Consider the following 16,294-nt stretch of genomic DNA (forward strand, 5'->3'; position numbering starts at 1 on the left):
CATGTTCAAACCACTGTTCATCGCCAGCGTTTTACTCGCCTCATGCCTGCCCGCCGCGCAGGCCCGGGACCTGACCAAAGTCACCCTGGCGTTCCCCAGCGAAGGCTTCCTCTATGTGCCGATCTACGTCGCGCAGAAGCAAGGCTACTTCGCCGATGAAGGCCTGAATGTGGACGTCATCGTATTCCAGAAAGGTGGCTCGGCAGCACTCACCGCCGTGCTGGGGCGTGATGCGGATGCGTACGTCGGCCTGCCCGCCGTCGCGGTGCGCGCCCGCGCCAAAGGCCAGAATGTCCAGGCGTTCGCCGCCGTGCAAACCCAGTTCGGCAGCACCGTGGTGATCGACGGTGCCTCGGCGCAAAAGGCCGGCGTGTCGGCCACCTCATCCCTGGCCGCCCGTGCCCAGGCCCTCAAGGGCTTGAAGATCGGCGTCACCGGCCCTGGCAGCACCACCGACATGCTGGTGCGCTACCTGGCCAAGGATGCGGGGCTCAACCCGGACAAAGACTTCACCATCATGCCCATCGGCGGCGCGCCAAACATGCTCGCGGCGTTTTCCCAGGGCAGCATCAACGGCTTCTCGCTGTCGCCACCCACCATCACCACCGCCGAGAAGCAAGGCGGCTTTGTGTTGATGGACCTGGCGAAGGGCGAATACAAACCCCTGGACGGCTTCCTCTTCACTGCGATGATTGCCCGTGAAGACTGGCTGGCCAGCAACAAGGTCACGGCCGAAAAAATGGTCCGCGCCCTGTGGCGTGCCGAACACCTGATTGCCAGCGACCCGGACAAGGCCCGCGAGTCGGTGCGCCCGTATTTCGCCAACACCGACGCCGCCATTTTCAATGCTGCCTGGACCGCTTCGCTGCCGTCCTACCCGGCCACGCCGCGCATCGAGAAAGACGGCGTTGAGAAAAACATCCGCTTCATGAACGCTGTGGAGAGCGACCCGGTCGAACTCGACCCGCAGCAGGTCTACACCAACTCCATCGTCGACGCCGTGGCGCCGACTGTTTCCACCCTTCAGGGAGAGGCGAAATGACGCCCGAGGTTCACCTGGTCAATGTTTTTCCCGCCACCGCCCGTGGCGGCAACCCCGCGCCAACCGTGGCTGTCGCCGATGGCATGAGCGATGCCGACATGCAGCAAGTCGCCCGCGACTATGGCCATGAGTGCGGCTTCGTGTTCGCCGCACCGGTTGGCAGCGAGTTCGATTTTGCCTTGCGCTTCTGGGTGCCCAACCACGAGATGGAAATGTGCGGCCACGCCACCGTGGGAGCGGTGTGGCTGCTGGATCGGTTGGGCATGCTGCACAAGGACCGCCTGACGTTATCGACCCTGAGCGGTCCGGTGGATGCGCGGATCACCGCTGCGGGCACCCCGGATATCCAGGTGGAAATCAGCCAGCCCAAGGGCCAGGTCGAGGCGTTGAACGATGCCGAAGTCGAGGCCGAGATTCTGTCGGTGCTCGGCATCACTTCCAACGAACTGGCACCGCTGCCGATCCAGAACGCTTGCACCAGCCGGGTGAAAACCCTGATCGCGCTGAAAAGCGTGGCGGTACTGGATAGCCTGAAACCGGATTACCGGCGGATGCAGCAACTGTGCGAGCGCATCGGCTCCACCGGTTTGTACCCCTATGCGCCATCGGATCTGGACGGGCGACAATTTGATGCGCGGCAGTTTCCCAAGTCCTCGGGTTACCCGGAAGACGCCGCCACCGGCATCGCGGCTGCCGCGTTGGCGTTTGGCTTGTTGGAGAATGGCCTGGTGACGGCAGATGATCGCCCGGTGCACATCCGCCAGGGCCGGGCCATGGGCCGACCTTCGCAAATCTCCCTGCGGTTTCGCCGGGATGCAGCGGGGCAGGTGCAAGGTTGCTGGCTGGGTGGGCATGTGGAATTTGTCGAGGAACCGGCATGAGCGTGCGCGAAAAACTGCAAGCCCTCGGGCTGGAGTTACCCGAAGCGCCGAGCCCCAAGGGGGACTACGTGCCGGTGACGATTCATGGAGGCGTGGCGTATGTCAGCGGGCAGGTTTGTCGGCAGGGTGACAGCGTGATTACCGGGCCGGTGACGGACCAGACCTCTACGGAGTTGGTCAACGAAGCAGGGCAGACCTGTGTGCTGCGGGCCTTGAGCGTGCTGGACCAGGCGGTAGGGCTGGAGAACGTCGAGCGCATCCTGTTCGTTCGCGGGTTTGTGTTTGGCGGGGAAGGTTTCCAGGGCTTCTCCAAGGTTGTCGACGGCGCGTCGCAACTGTTGATTGAGCTGTTTGGCGAGCACGGCCGGCATGCGCGTTCGGCGGTGGGCGTGGCGGGATTACCCAGCAACGGCCTGCTGGAACTGGAACTGACGGCGGTCGTCACTGCCTGAGCCACCCACCAAAATGTGGCGAGGGAGCTTGCNNGCTCCCTCGCCACAGGATTCGTGTTGCTTTCACCTCTGCAGGAACCCCGGCGAACGAGTAAACTGCCCGCCTTTTATTCTCACGACGAGACGGTGAGCTTTTGAACGCAGGAAAAACCGCAGGGCTGTTGCTGCTCACCGCCTTATTGGCGGGATGCGGCACCTCGCCACCCCGCACCCCCAACGACATCTGCGGCATCTTCCGCGAAAAAGACGATTGGTACGACGCCGCCAAGGTGACCCAGGCGCGCTGGGGCGTGCCGATCCAGGTGCCGTTCGCGATCATGTATCAGGAATCGGGCTTCCGGCAGGACGCCAAGACACCACGCAAGTACCTGCTGTGGATCATCCCCTGGGGTCGTGTGTCTACGGCCTCCGGCTACGCCCAGGCCAAGGACGAAGTGTGGAGCGACTACCAGAAAAGCACCGGACGCTACGGCGCCAGCCGGCAGGACTTTGACGACGCCATCGACTTTGTCGGCTGGTACATGGACAAGACCTACACCATCAACGGCGTATACAAATACGATGCCTACGGCCAGTACCTGAATTACCACGAAGGTTGGGGCGGTTACCGGCAGCGTACCTACGCGAGCAAAGCCTGGCTGATGCCGGTGGCGGGCAAGGTTCAGGCGCGTTCGCAGATGTATGCGGCGCAATATGCGGGCTGCAAGAATGATCTGGGGCGTGGGTTCTGGAGCCGGTTCTGGCATTGGCTTTAAGTGCTCGGGCAGTCCTTTGCCCGGCGTAGGAGAGCGGAGCTAAACGGCTAACCATCCCACCAATGGCACTACCGCCAACGTGCTCAGCGCCATTGAGATTACGTTGCCGATATAAGGATGAAAGTGCGGTGGTAACCGTCCTGCAATCGCGCAGGCCAGTGGCGGCGCCATCAGCGCGCCGAGCAACGCACTGGACCCCATCACCATCCAGCTGCCGCCATGGGTCAATACGGCTGCCGGGACTACCGATACCAGCGGGACATACGTGGGATACCAGCCTCGTTTTATCCACTGATGTCGCCAGATCACCACGCCCAGCGCTGATGTCAGCGCTTGCGCGCCGATCAGGTGCAGTATCAGGCCGGATCCATAGGCCGGGCTCATCGGGTTCAGCGCGTAAGCCAGTAACACACCCGCCAGCAAGCCAAGGCTGGCCAGCTCATTGCCGAAGAACGGCGCTTCGGAAAAGTCAGCCAATACCCTCCGCACGCTCCACACCACACCATAAGTCGGTGGCTTCAGCGGGGCGGGCCTTTGCGGCGCTGTGTAATCGCTTCGTACCAGGACCGGCACGTGACGGCACAATACAAAGGCAATCACACTGCCAACCGCCATCCCAAGCACATTTCCGATCACCACCGGCAAGCCCAGCGGTATGCAGACGTAATTAACGATCAACAAACACATCGGCGTGACCAGTAAACCTCCCAGTACGGCGCCGTTGAGCGTCACTTTCCAGCCACCTCCGAACATCAGCACCATTGCCGCCGGCAGTGAAACAAACGCTGCAAACGTCGGTTGCCAAGTGTCAGCGGTCACCGTCCAGCCCCATAACGCGTTGCTTAGCAGCAAGCCGAGTAAGGAGCTGGTTATCAGCCACGGCCACAGCCCTGTGCCGTACGAGATAGCAAAGCCCTGCCAGGACTTGCCCGTGCGGCTGGCCCACCACGCCAGATACGCACCGCCCAGCAGGCCCAGTGACGCCAGTTCGTGTTTGTAGAACGCGACCTCGCTGATATCCCCCAACACCCAGCGCAGCCACGCACTGGGATGTGGAAGGCTGGTCACCATATCGGCATATCCCGGCCAAGGGTAAATAAGGGCTATCCATAGGATCAGCAAAGCAATGGCAAGACCCAGAACTATGACGGTGTTATCGGCCCGGGAGCGCCCTGCACGCGGCTTTTCAAAGAGGCTTTCCATGATGCACCCTCCGATCAGCGTGGCAGGGCAGGGTGCTGGGTGTACCCGAGCATCTGGTCGTAAAGATCAGCACGCCGGTCCCGCTGCAAGTCGTTAAGACTGTTCCAGATAGGCGCGCTGCGGGCACTGGTGAGATCGACATCGGCGAAAAGGATCTCCTGCCGATTCGCCGACGCCACCGTACCGATGGGCCATCCATTGGTACCGGCAATCAGCGAACATCCCAGGTAACGCGCATCGCGCTCCTCGCCGATACGACTGGCGGCAGCGATAAACACGTTATTGACGTGGGCGGCGGTCATCGTGAGATACGACGCCATGCACTTCCCCGCGTCGTCGAACAACGGCGGCGGGGTCCACACCCAGTTGTTGAGGCTGCAAATAATATCGGCGCCTTGCTGGCTGAGGATGCGTGGCACCTCGGGAAACCAAATGTCCCAGCAGATCAACAGGCCAATACGGCCTATGGGTGTTTCGAAAACGGGGAATCCTGTATCGCCGGGAGTGAACCAGAGCTTCTCCAGATTCCACAGATGGGCCTTGCGGTACTTGCCAATAAAGCCATCCGGCCCCAGCAATACAGCCGTATTGAACAGCTGCATAGCGGAAATTTCGCTGAGGCCTGCCACCAGGTACACCTGATGTTTACAGGCAAAATCTGTCCAGGCCTGCACACTTGGCCCACCCGGAATGGCCTCGGCATGATCAAACGCGTCCTGACGGCTGGAGAAGAAATAGCCACAGTTAGAGAGCTCTGGCAGCACGATCAGATTGGCACCGCCGCTCACTGCTTCCGTCGCCAGCTCAAGGCTATGACGCAGGTTGCGCTCCCGGTTTTCCATTCCGACCTGGGGATCAAACTGTACGACAGCTATGCGAACAGGACTTGTTGGATCGCTCATTGCGGGTGACCTCTTATTTTTATTCAGCCAGAAGTGGCTGGATGTTTATAAGAGGCGACCTGATGTTTAAATGAAAGTCGGACGCGTCCGATAGCAATGTAGTTTGCTTCTGCCAAGGCTTTTGCATGGTGTGTTTATTTTGCTGGGGGTGAATACTCTGTTTTGTATTCTGGATAGTCTTGCATTGAGAATCCTCCATTGAAGAGGGCGCCAGTTCTATTGCAGATATTTATGACGGTATCTATTGCGCCCCTGAAACAAGGCTCTGTCCATCCGGCATCTACTGAAAAAGATTCGCCGCAGAGGTAAAGTCCAGACTTGAATGAGTAGTCCTTATTGTATTTCATTAAGCTGACAGCCTCATGGTAGGTCCCTGGTCTGTACAGTTTTGCGCATCCCAATGAGTTTTGGTCATTCATCCAGCGTTGCACGATGGCCTGCTCGTGGCCGATGTATGGAGAGATTTTTTCTTGGATGTTAGTGGATTTAACCAGGATTCTATCCAGCTCTTCTATGCACTTGGTTATTAACTCTTTGTCACTTAGTGAAGATAATTTTGTTGCGTCATCTTCCCAGGTGTAGCTCAAGAGTATGCAGTCGTAGGTGTGATGCTCGTTATAGCGATAGGTATATACATCATGTATGAAACTGTCGGTAACGATGGCTTGCGGGATCTTCGTGTTTTTGGACAGGAAGGTTTTTTTTAACGGGGCGTACACTTTGCAGCTGGTTTCCCAGTGAGCAGTTTTATAGGCATTTATCGTGTCGTAAGGGAGCATCTCTTCATCGAAACCCTCAAGCAGTATTTGTGTTTCGATTATCCAGGAGGGGAGCGTGATGATGACCGAGTCGAAGTCGGCATGGCAGACTTCAGTTTTTTTTGGGTTACTAGCATTCCAATGATAATAAACGCGCGTTTTCCCATTTCTCAGCTTTTCCAGTTTTTTTACTGGAGAGTCAGTCAGTAATCCATCCGTCTTCTTGAGGCTGAGGTCATACACGGAGTCGCTTATTTCAGGAGTACTCATAAAGAGCAGACATTCTGCCAAGGCCCCGAGACCTTTGTAGCTGGGCTTATTAAACTCTAGTCCCCGAGAGTCAAAAACGGCCGGACTTCTCAGGTGCGGCGAGTCGACTGCCTCGCCATCCAGTTTGACCCGGCCATGAATTAGCTGGAGGTGACTGCTGAAACCAAAAATCGCAGTCCGCAGGGGATAAAGCGAGCAAATGTCATAAAATGCTCCCCAACTGCCATCGCCTATTCCAATTGCATAGAACACAGCCGACTCTTGCGTCGTCATGCCCATGCCACCGAAGTCACCGGGGCGTTCCTTGTGCCAAGACTCAATAACCGGCATTTTCACTAAATCCCTAAACGAGATACTTTCGTACTTTTCAACTACTCTGGCCCAAAATAATTCCCATTGCTCGCTTCCGTATAATTCCGCAACTTTCTGAGTCATACGGTTCGCAAAGTTTTGCCATTTTGCAGACACTGCACTCAGGGTCTCGCCAGGTGGAGGCGTTATACCATCTTTGTTTTTCCAGATCAGCATGGTGGGCTGACTACTATTATCTATACTCCCTTCGCGTAAGTAGATCCCGGTTGATGTGACCCACGGGCTTCCCGGATTTGGGAAGTTTGAATGAACAAGATCAAACGCTTTGGTGTAATAGGCCATCATGGATCGGCCTTCAGTGGGGTTTTCATCAGATCGATTAAAAAAGGGCATACGCATCGCGCCCATTTCAAAGGGCGGTCGTCCTGTATTGTTGGAGCGCTGTCCACCAAGAACGGTAAGGTGTCTGCCTCCGATTCTTTTGGATTTCTCGATCAGGGATATGTCTTTAAAGCCGCAGCGATACAGTTCTCTTGCTGCAGTAAGGCCTGTGATGCCTGCCCCGATGATACATATTTTGTGGTCCAAATGAGGCGCCTTTGCAATTCCGCCTTTTTGCTCCACTAAGGCTCGATAATCGAAGCATAAGTCTGGTGGGCCAGGAAAACGGCCCCGCCATTTATTTCTGGTAGATCTCTTTTCTCTGGAAGCGCGGGCAGCAATATCAGCCGGGTAGTTGAAGTCTGATCCTATGGTCATACAAGTCATCCTTGATGTTCTATGTTTCTGGATAGTTAGGCTGCTCGTTGTATCGAAGAAGATAAATAGGTGGTTTGTATTTTTTTTACGTACGTTTTCGTGATTTTTTGTAGGTTGGTGCATTCGAACTGGCAGGCTATTGGAGAAAACGAGGTATGTGGGCTTGCCAAATGCGTTTGACTCTGGGAAAACGCCCATTTGGCGCGATCCGCGCATTACACAAAACGAGAAAAAATGAGCACCGAACTGGAAATCACCGACATCCGCCTCGGCGACGGCAAAACCGTGGTCAAAGGCGCCCTGATCACCACGCAATACACCGGCACTCTGGAAGACGGCACGGTGTTCGACTCCTCATGGGAACGCGGCAAGCCGTTTCAGTGCGTGATCGGCACCGGTCGCGTCATCAAGGGCTGGGACCAGGGGCTGATGGGCATGAAAGTTGGCGGCATTCGCACGTTGTTTGTGCCGGCGCACCTGGCCTACGGCGAGCGCTCGATGGGGGCGCATATCACGCCCAACAGTAATTTGCGGTTTGAGATTGAGTTGCTGGAAGTACTGACGCGGGATGATTGAGGGGCGGTGAACATGGATGTTGTTGAAGCAGGGGAGTTGCCGCGCAGTTCGATAGCGGGCATTCGGGTGGTTGAGCTGACCCTTGAGGATGAAGCCGAGTTGCAGCGCTTTTTCGAAGCAGCCCCGGAATATTTTCTCGCGGTCAACGGTGAGCCAGCCACACCCACGGAGGCTCGGGATGAGTTGACTCTTGAACTGCCCGACACCTGGAGCTACACGCGGATGTATTGGATTGGCTACCGCAATGCCGAAGGGCAGTTGGTTGCGGTGGTGAGTGTGGCGTCGGATCTGTTGGCGGTCGGGGTTTGGCATATCGGGTTGCTGTTGGTGGCCACGCCGTTGCATGGCAGCGGTTTTGCGCGGCAGTTGCATGCCGATTTCCAGGATTGGGTAGTGAGCCTGGGCGCACGCTGGTTGCGGCTGACGCTGGTGGTGGGGAACGTCAAGGCTGAGCGGTTCTGGCCCCGGCTTGGGTATGTTCAGGTGCGGACTCGGGATGGCATCGAGATGGGGCGGCAGGTGAATCGGGTTTCCATTCAGGTGAAGGCGTTGGCGGGTGGGGCGATCAATGAGTATTTGGCGCTGGTGGAGCGTGATCGACCGTCTTCTGCGTAGCAGCTGTCGAGCCTGGGAGAGGCTGCGTTCGGCGACTCGGTGGAGTGTCTGGCTTGATGATCGCAGTGTGGCCGACGCAGCCTCGCTTGGGCTCGACAGCTGCTACGGGGGGGAGAGCTGCGCAGTGGTGCGTACCTGAACCCTCCCTGAAGAACCTGCCCAAACCCATCGGGTAAATTTTCCTACGGTTTACTCTCATTAATTCGGAGCGTAAGCTTCGCGCGTTTTCATCAATAGCGGAGACCCTCAGTGGGTACTTGTTCGAGTGACAGTCGTCGGCCGGTCTCGATAACCGGCACATACTTGGCAAGATAACGCGCATTTTTCCGATGCCGTTGTCTCGCCCAGAAGCGAGAAGCGGCATTTCGATGGCGGCCAGTCCTGGCCCGATTCCGAATTCCCTCTCATCGACGCTTAACAGTACGTGATGCCTTGCATCGCGGTACTGCGGACGCGCCTGTCGTTTGCGACGGGCGGGCCTGTCCTGTCGTGCCCGTGACTCAATCACGGCCCAGGATGGTCGTACCTGGCCGAAGGTTTCCTCGCGTAAGTTTGGCTGGTAATGAATAGGGAAGACGCCTATGCAAGCAATCAACAACATCAACCTCAACTCGCTGATCGACACGCTGGTCAGCCTCACCGCGGCCTTCATTCTCGGTGGCCTGATCGGGTTTGAGCGTCAGTACCGCCAGCGCACGGCGGGGCTGCGCACCAACGTGCTGGTGGCGGTGGGAGCGGCGATTTTCGTCGACATGGCCAACCGCCTGGGCGGCGCCGAAGGGGCGGTGCGGGTCGTGGCCTATGTGGTCTCGGGCATCGGTTTTCTCGGTGCCGGTGTGATCATGCGTGAAGAAGGCAACGTGCGCGGCCTGAATACTGCGGCCACGCTCTGGGCGTCGGCGGCGGTGGGTGCCTGTGCCGGTGCCGACCTGATCCTCGAAGCGCTGCTCGGTACGCTGTTTGTGCTGGCGGCCAACACGCTGCTGCGCCCGATCGTCAATAACATCAACCGCCAGCCACTGGACGTGGTGTCGGCCGAGGTGACCAACATTCTGTATGTGGTGGCCCGGCGTACCCAGCAGAAGGCGGTATTGGCCTTGCTCGAAGCCGAACTTGCTCGCTGCAACTACCCGGCCAGTGATGTGGACGTACGTCCCTTTGGTCCTGAAGAGGTGGAAATCGAGGCGACGCTGGCCGTGACCTCGGTAGACGGTGACGAACTGGATGCGCTGGTGGCCCGTATTTCCACTTCAGCCCTCGTAGTGCAAGCGTTCTGGAGTCCGAGTACCACCGACTAGGCCGCCTTGGCGCCCCCGGGACCGGCTCTTTACTATGCTTATGGTGAGGAAAAGTCCTACATACAGCTGGGACTATCCCTTCAGTTGTTACGCCGTTCCATTGGTAAGGTTGCGCGCTTGCGACTAGCCAGGCACGCAGGTGCCGCCTACCTAGGGTTATGCGCTGTTCAAATGGAGGGACCCGACTGCTGCTTGTAGGACTGTTCAGTTCCGTTCGTCGGAACTGTCATTTCTCACAGGTAGATAGGTCCCGTGTGATGTGTAACGGTACTGAATCCTCCCAGGGGAGCCTTATGAGCAAAGCTTTAATCGTGGATGACCATCCATTTATCCGCGCAACCGTCCGCTATCTGCTGAAGCAGGAAGGCTTCGACACGATCTTCGAGGCCGGCAACGGCGCCGATGCCATGCAGATTGCCCGGGAGGAACGCCCCGAACTGATCATCCTCGACCTGGCGATGCCGAAGCTGGGTGGCCTGGAGGTGATCAGCCGGATCAAGGCGCTGGGCCTGCCGTGCAAGATCCTGGTGCTGACGTCCTACCTGGCGGTGTTTTTTTCCACCCGCTGCATGCGTGCCGGCGCGATGGGGTTTGTCGCCAAGACCGGCGAGCTGGATGAGCTGCAAAAAGCGATCAAGGCCGTGATGTCCAACTACAGCTGCTTTCCGAGCCTGCCCACCAGCTCGGTGCGCCGCGACGATTTGCAATCCACCGAGCAGGACCTGGTGGCAGAGCTTTCCGACCGCGAGCTGACCGTACTGCAGAAGCTGGCGCTGGGGTTGGGTAACAAGGAAATTGCCGAGGACATGTTGCTCAGCCACAAGACCATCAGCACTTATAAAACCCGACTGAAGGAGAAACTGCGGATGTCGTCGGTGGTGCATTTGTCCAAGTTCGCCCAGCGCAATCATCTGATCTGAAATGATCAACTTTCGGGTCTTGTGGCTCAGCGCAAGTGTGCTGCTGGGCGCGCTCTGCACACAAGGCCTGGCGCTTGGCGAGCCGCGCACCCTGTATCTGTTGGGGCATTCCGTCATTGAAACGCCCGCCGTACGGCTGCATGAAACGCAGTGGAGCTGGCTGCGCGAACGGCGCCGGTTGTTGATGGGGATCTCTGGGCCCGACTACGCACCATTCGAGTTGAGCACCAGCGATGAACTCGAGGGGATTACGGCGGATTACGCGTCGCTGATCGCCGATGCGCTGAACATCACGATAGAAGTGCGCCGCTACGACAATCGCGATGAAGTCATCACCGCGCTCAAGCGTGGCGAGGTGGATTTTGTGGGATCTGCCAACGGCTACGAGGCGGCAGACCCGCAGTTGGTACTCTCGCGCTCCTATGCCATGGATCAACCGACCCTGGTCACCCGCACGGGTGACAGCCAGGGCCTGAGCAGCGACCTGGCCGATAAACGTGTGGCGATGTTTTATCACTACATGCAGCCTGACGCGGTGCAGGCGTTTTACCCCAATGCCCGGATCCAGCTGTTCCCTTCAACCTTCGAGGCCATCGGCGCGGTTGCGTTCGGCCATGCAGATGTTTACCTCGGCGATGCAATCAGCACCAACTACCTGATCAACAGGAACCACCTGAACAACGTCCGCATGGCCGACTTCTCGTCACTTGAGGTCAATCCCTTCGCGTTTGCATTTTCCCGGGACAACGCGCGCTTGCTGTCGATCATCAATGCGGCACTGGCGGTGATCCCGGTCAGCGAGCAGATGGAAATCCTGCGGCGCTGGAGTGCCGGCAACCTGGGGTTCCTGGGGGCGGACCGGCTGCGCTTGAGTGCCAGTGAACAGCGTTGGCTGGACAAGAACCCGAGAATAAAGGTCGCGGTACTCGACAAGTTTCTGCCGGTTTCATTTATCGACAAGCAGGGCGCGTTCGAAGGGTTGAGCGCCGAGGTGCTGGCCCGCATCAGCTTGCGCACGGGATTGAAGTTTGACTTCATTCCCGGCACCTCGATGCTCCGGCAAATCGACAGGGTCAACACCGGTGGTGCAGACATAATCGCGGTGGTCACCCCCAGCGTCGAGCGCACGGACAAGGTACGCATTACCCGGCCTTACCTGACCAATCCGTTTGTGTTGGTCAGTCGCATTGATGACGGCAGCCCCCTTACCCTGGAAGACATGGCCGGCAAGCGCCTGGCGCTGATTGGCAGCAATAGCCTGCAGGAGGGCATCGCCCAGGACTATCCGAGCATCAAGTTCGTGGACGTCGAGAACCCCGAGCACGGCATGGAGCTGGTGGCCGATGGCGGTGCCGATGCCGCCGTCAATACCTTGATCAGCGCCCGCTACATGATTGCCCGCGAGTACCGTGACCGGTTGCGGATCACCAGCACGGTCGGGTCCGAGCCGGCCCGTATAGCCTTTGGCGTCAACCGCAGCCAACTGGAGTTGTATTCGATCCTCGACAAGGCGCTGCTGAGTATTACGCCCCAGGAAATGGACGAATTGGCTGGCCACTGGCGTAGCGAGGTATTGGTTGAAGACAGCTACTGGGCGCGGCACCGCAATGCGATTATTCAAGGTTTCAGCCTGGCGGCGCTGCTGTTGCTGATCACCCTCGGCTGGGCGATTTATCTGCGCCAGCTGATACGCAAGCGCGTCGAGGCCGAACGGGCGCTGAGTGATCAGATGCGCTTTATGGGCGTGCTGATCGACGGCACGCCCCATCCGATTTATGTGCGTGATCGCCTGGGCCGGCTGATGGCATGCAATAGCGCTTACCTTGATGTGTTCGGTTTCAAGCTGGAGGACGTGACCGGTAAAACCGTGGTCGAGACCGACACCGGCAATCGCCCCCAGGCCGAGTCTTTTCATCAGGATTACCTGCGCTTGATGGAGCGGGGCGAGCCACAGATCCAGGACCGCGTGCTCAAGGTGCCGGGCGGTGCGGTCCTGACCATCTACCACTGGATGCTGCCGTACCGCGACGGTAATGAGCAGGTGGTGGGCATGATCGCCGGCTGGGTGGATGTCAGCGAAAGGCAGCAACTGCTCGGCCAGTTGCAGGAGGCCAAGGAGGATGCCGACGCGGCCAACCGCGCCAAGACCACGTTTCTCGCGACCATGAGCCATGAAATCCGCACGCCCATGAACGCCGTGATCGGCATGATCGAACTGGCCCTGAAAGCCGCCGAGCAGAACCGGGCCGACCGCGATGCGCTGGAGGTGGCCGCCGATGCGTCGCGGGGCATGCTGGAATTGATCGGCGATATCCTCGATATCGCGCGTATAGAATCGGGCCACCTGTCCCTGACCCTCGAGCCTTCGAACCTGCACGAGTTGCTGGCGTCGGTGGCGCGGGTTTTCGAGGGGCTGGCGCGGGCCAGGGGCCTGGTACTGCAGGTGGAGCTCGACCCGCTGATTGATCGGTACGTGCTGGTGGACCCGATGCGCTTCAAGCAAGTGGTGTCGAACCTTTTGAGCAACGCGATCAAGTTCACCCCTCACGGCCGGGTGCGGCTTGGCGCGTCCGGCTCGTCGGCGATTGCCAGCGGCTACTTGAACCTCAGGCTGTGGGTGGAAGACACCGGCATCGGCATCAGTGTCGAAGACCAGAAGCGCCTGTTCAACCCGTTTATCCAGGGCAGCAACACTGCGCAATCGGCGCGCAGCGGTTCGGGCCTGGGCCTGGTCATCAGCCGCAACCTGTGCGAGATGATGGGGGGGCAATTGCAATTGAGCAGCCTGCTGGGGCAGGGCACTCGGGTGGATGTCACCCTGGAGCTGGCAGTCGCCGACAGCACGCTGATGCCGCCCGCACCGGTTGCCGTGGAAACTCCGCCGGCCCACGCGCTGAACATTCTGGTGGTGGATGACTACCCGGCCAACCGGCTGCTGCTGGCCCGGCAATTGAGCTTCCTGGGGCACCGGATCACCACCGCCGAAGATGGCGTCGAGGGGCTTGAGTTGTGGCTGTCCGGGCATTTTGACGGGGTGATTACCGACTGCAATATGCCGTTCAAGGACGGTTATGAGTTGGCGCGGGATATCCGCACCCTTGAGGGCGAGCGTGGCCTGGCGCCGTGCCTGTTGCTGGGGTTTACCGCCAACGCCCAGCCCGAGGAAGCCGAGCGCTGCCGGCAGGCGGGCATGGATGGCTGCCTGTTCAAACCCACCGGGCTTGAGGATTTGCATGCGGCCCTGGCGCGGCGCACGGCCACACCTTCGGTGGCGCCCGGCACCACGGATGAACTGGCGGCAGACTTTGACTTGAGCCACCTTGAGAAACTGACCGGCGGGGATATCGACGCGGTGAAGGAGCTGCTGGCGCCCTTGCTCGACAGCCTTGAGGCAGACCATGGGCAGCTGGTGAACCTGCAACGCAAGGCAGACTTTGCCGGCCTGCATGACCTGGCCCATCGCACCAAGGGCGGGGCAAAGATGGTCAAGGCTCATGCACTGATGGTTTGCTGCGAGGTATTGGAAAGCGTTTGTGAACGTCAGGCCCGCGACGAATTGGCCAGTGCCGTCGATGGCATGGATGAAGCGCTCGCGCACCTGCACCACGCGCTGTCGGGGTATTGCAATCAGACTTGACCGGTGCGGAGGGGTATTGAGCTGTTTGGGACAACTCCTACGTGAAGGTGGAACAAGCCTTATTTAGTCTTCGGAATATGTCTGGAAAATAGTGCGTCCAGTCCTTCACGAGCGCTTCTTGCTCAGGTGTTCGCCATGCCAAACAAAGCACTGACCCTCCTGATCGCCGATGAACAGCATCTGCAACGACTGTACATCGAAAAAATGCTCAACCAACTGGGCTACTACCGCATCGTTCCGGTGCAGACCTTCGAAGAAGTGCGGATCCTCACGGCGATTCCGGCCAGGCCGTTCGATGTGCTGATCATCAACGCCGGGCTGGCAGACAGCGACGGCGGGGTGCTGGCCTTCCAGGAACAGCACCCGCAGATTCGCCATGTGCTGGTCTACGATATCCGCGAACTGGGCACGCCGGCCGCCGCACCAACCCTGCTGGTGCGCCTGCCGGGTACGCCGGACAGCATCAACCTTGAACACTTCATGGACATCATCGACCCGCCGTCAGCCACCGACGGGTTGCGGGTGTTGCCGTGGCTGCGGGAGTTGTCCGGCAGCCCTGCGGCTTAGTCCCAGTTCGGCGCGATGCCTTTGGGGCTGGTCAGCCGATGGCCACGCTCCAGGGCGGCGATATGCGCCATGTCAGCGTCACTCAGGGTCAGGTCCAGAGCCTTGAGGTTGCTGGCCAGGTTGGCGCGCTTGGTCGAGGACGGGATTACCGCGTAGCCCAGTTGCATGGCCCACGCCAGGGTCACTTGCGCCGGGGTTGCCTGATGACGTTCGGCGATCTGCTGGATCACTGGGTCCTTCAGCACTTCGCCGTAGGCCAGGGTCATGTAGGAAGTGATCTGGATGCCATGGGCCTTGGCAAACTCCGCCACGGTGCGGTTTTGCAGGTACGGGTGCAGTTCCACCTGGTTGGTCGCGATGTGCTCGGCACCGACGGCGGCAATTGCCTGCTTCATCAGGTCGACGGTGAAGTTGGAAATACCGATCTGACGGGTCAGGCCCTGGCGCTTGGCTTCCAGCAACTGGCCCATGAACTCGGCGACCGGTACCTGGTCTTCCGGCGATGGCCAGTGGATCAGGGTCAGGTCCAGGTAGTCGGTCTGGAGTTTGCGCAGGCTTTCCTTGAGGCTGGGAATCAGCTGGCCTTCGGCGAAGTTGGCGATCCAGATCTTGCTGGTGATGAACAGCTCGTCCCTTGGGATGCCGCTGTCGGCGATGGCCTGGCCGACGTCGGCTTCGTTTTCGTAGATTTGTGCGGTGTCGATGACGCGATAGCCCAGCTCCAGGCCGGTGCTGACGGAGTCGATGACGACCTGGCCTTGCAGGCGGAACGTGCCGAGGCCGAATGCGGGAATGGACATGAGTGACTCCTGAAGTGGTGTGAACAATGGAGTCGAGTATCGGCCTCTCGTTCCTTCGGAAAAACCGCTGAATCCGAAAAGGACTCTTTACCAAAAGTCATGAGTGGCCGGCGGGTGGCCACACGATATCCCTCGAGAGCGGTCTTACCGGGTAGATGCGGGGGCTGTCGGACATTTCGGGCGTTACTTGATAAGGGGCGCCTCTTTTAACCAGCAGGAGCTAGCGCAAGGACCAAATGCTCAAGGCCTTACAGCACCGAGAAACCTTGAGCAGCGGTCTGAACAGTCGAGTTCAGGGTGAACTGTCCTTGAGGGTCTGGAAGGCTTTTACGCGCTTGACCAGGCTTTTCTTGCTGGCCGAATCGGCACTGTTGAACAGGAACGAAAAGTCCGAGGCCAGGGTCGAGCTGCCGGCGATGGTCGCGTACTGATGACAGGCATTGCAGTTGTCGCCCTGGACGTAGGTCTCCAGGGTGGTGTTGGCCACCGGTACGTTGCCCTGGCTGATAAACGGCCCGTAGGACAGCGGCACTTGCGCACTGACACC

The 16,294-nt window shown here is 58.9% G+C and carries 14 protein-coding genes and 1 pseudogene; 10 read left to right on the forward strand and 5 right to left on the reverse strand.

The features are described 5' to 3' along the window. Position 1: 1 nt before the first annotated feature. The 4 genes from HX873_RS17240 (at position 2) to HX873_RS17255 (ending at position 3,130) form a co-directional block, all read left to right on the forward strand. Positions 2-1,042, forward strand: a complete 1,041-nt coding sequence (locus HX873_RS17240) for an ABC transporter substrate-binding protein (RefSeq protein WP_177122958.1) — start codon at positions 2-4, stop codon at positions 1,040-1,042. Further along, positions 1,039-1,923, forward strand: coding sequence for a PhzF family phenazine biosynthesis protein (locus HX873_RS17245; protein ID WP_003211571.1), 885 nt, complete (start codon positions 1,039-1,041; stop codon positions 1,921-1,923). The genes HX873_RS17240 and HX873_RS17245 overlap by 4 nt, the downstream gene beginning before the upstream one ends. Next, positions 1,920-2,375, forward strand: a complete 456-nt coding sequence (locus HX873_RS17250; RefSeq protein ID WP_102604868.1) for a RidA family protein — start codon at positions 1,920-1,922, stop codon at positions 2,373-2,375. Before HX873_RS17245 ends, HX873_RS17250 begins: the two co-directional genes overlap by 4 nt. A gap of 134 nt (positions 2,376-2,509) precedes the next feature. Then, positions 2,510-3,130 (forward strand): hypothetical protein, encoded by a 621-nt coding sequence (locus tag HX873_RS17255; RefSeq protein ID WP_023658938.1) that lies wholly within the window; start codon positions 2,510-2,512, stop codon positions 3,128-3,130. 39 nt (positions 3,131-3,169) lie between these two features. On the opposite strand, the gene HX873_RS17260 is transcribed toward HX873_RS17255, so the two are convergent. From HX873_RS17260 to HX873_RS17270, 3 genes are all read right to left on the reverse strand, one after another. Then, a complete protein-coding gene (locus HX873_RS17260; RefSeq protein WP_032899458.1) occupies positions 3,170-4,333 on the reverse strand; it encodes a hypothetical protein in 1,164 nt (387 codons plus the stop codon). A 14-nt stretch (positions 4,334-4,347) separates the two neighbouring features. Next, complete coding sequence (locus HX873_RS17265) at positions 4,348-5,235, reverse strand: nitrilase family protein (protein ID WP_032899456.1); 888 nt, start codon at positions 5,233-5,235, stop codon at positions 4,348-4,350. Positions 5,236-5,369: 134 nt separating this feature from the next. After that, positions 5,370-7,334 carry an FAD-dependent oxidoreductase gene (locus HX873_RS17270; RefSeq protein WP_177122959.1) on the reverse strand — a complete coding sequence of 655 codons (1,965 nt, stop codon included), beginning with the start codon at positions 7,332-7,334 and terminating at the stop codon, positions 5,370-5,372. A 234-nt stretch (positions 7,335-7,568) separates the two neighbouring features. Here HX873_RS17270 and HX873_RS17275 point away from each other — a divergent pair, with 234 nt between their 5' ends. The 6 genes from HX873_RS17275 (at position 7,569) to HX873_RS17300 (ending at position 14,947) form a co-directional block, all read left to right on the forward strand. Then, positions 7,569-7,910, forward strand: a complete 342-nt coding sequence (locus tag HX873_RS17275; protein ID WP_003211564.1) for an FKBP-type peptidyl-prolyl cis-trans isomerase — start codon at positions 7,569-7,571, stop codon at positions 7,908-7,910. Between the two features lie 12 nt (positions 7,911-7,922). Continuing rightward, positions 7,923-8,525 carry a GNAT family N-acetyltransferase gene (locus tag HX873_RS17280; protein WP_177122960.1) on the forward strand — a complete coding sequence of 201 codons (603 nt, stop codon included), beginning with the start codon at positions 7,923-7,925 and terminating at the stop codon, positions 8,523-8,525. A gap of 581 nt (positions 8,526-9,106) precedes the next feature. Next, positions 9,107-9,823, forward strand: coding sequence for an MgtC/SapB family protein (locus HX873_RS17285; protein WP_003211562.1), 717 nt, complete (start codon positions 9,107-9,109; stop codon positions 9,821-9,823). Positions 9,824-10,116: 293 nt separating this feature from the next. Then, on the forward strand, positions 10,117-10,743 hold the full coding sequence (locus HX873_RS17290; protein ID WP_003211560.1) for a response regulator transcription factor: 627 nt from the start codon (positions 10,117-10,119) through the stop codon (positions 10,741-10,743). Position 10,744: 1 nt separating this feature from the next. Then, the gene (locus HX873_RS17295; RefSeq protein ID WP_177122961.1) at positions 10,745-14,380 is read left to right on the forward strand and encodes a transporter substrate-binding domain-containing protein; all 3,636 of its coding nucleotides are present in this window, start codon (positions 10,745-10,747) and stop codon (positions 14,378-14,380) included. A 135-nt stretch (positions 14,381-14,515) separates the two neighbouring features. Continuing rightward, on the forward strand, positions 14,516-14,947 hold the full coding sequence (locus HX873_RS17300) for a hypothetical protein (RefSeq protein ID WP_003211555.1): 432 nt from the start codon (positions 14,516-14,518) through the stop codon (positions 14,945-14,947). Here the strand turns inward: HX873_RS17300 and dkgB are convergent. Both dkgB and HX873_RS17310 read right to left on the reverse strand, forming a co-directional pair. After that, the gene (gene dkgB / locus HX873_RS17305; RefSeq protein ID WP_102369365.1) at positions 14,944-15,747 is read right to left on the reverse strand and encodes a 2,5-didehydrogluconate reductase DkgB; all 804 of its coding nucleotides are present in this window, start codon (positions 15,745-15,747) and stop codon (positions 14,944-14,946) included. The two genes, HX873_RS17300 and dkgB, sit on opposite strands and share 4 nt — an antisense overlap. Before the next feature lie 292 nt (positions 15,748-16,039). Next, a pseudogene (locus HX873_RS17310) lies at positions 16,040-16,294 on the reverse strand (hypothetical protein); the annotation flags it as partial.

Source organism: Pseudomonas sp. P7758, from assembly GCF_013386485.1.
Taxonomy (GTDB): Bacteria; Pseudomonadota; Gammaproteobacteria; order Pseudomonadales; family Pseudomonadaceae; genus Aquipseudomonas.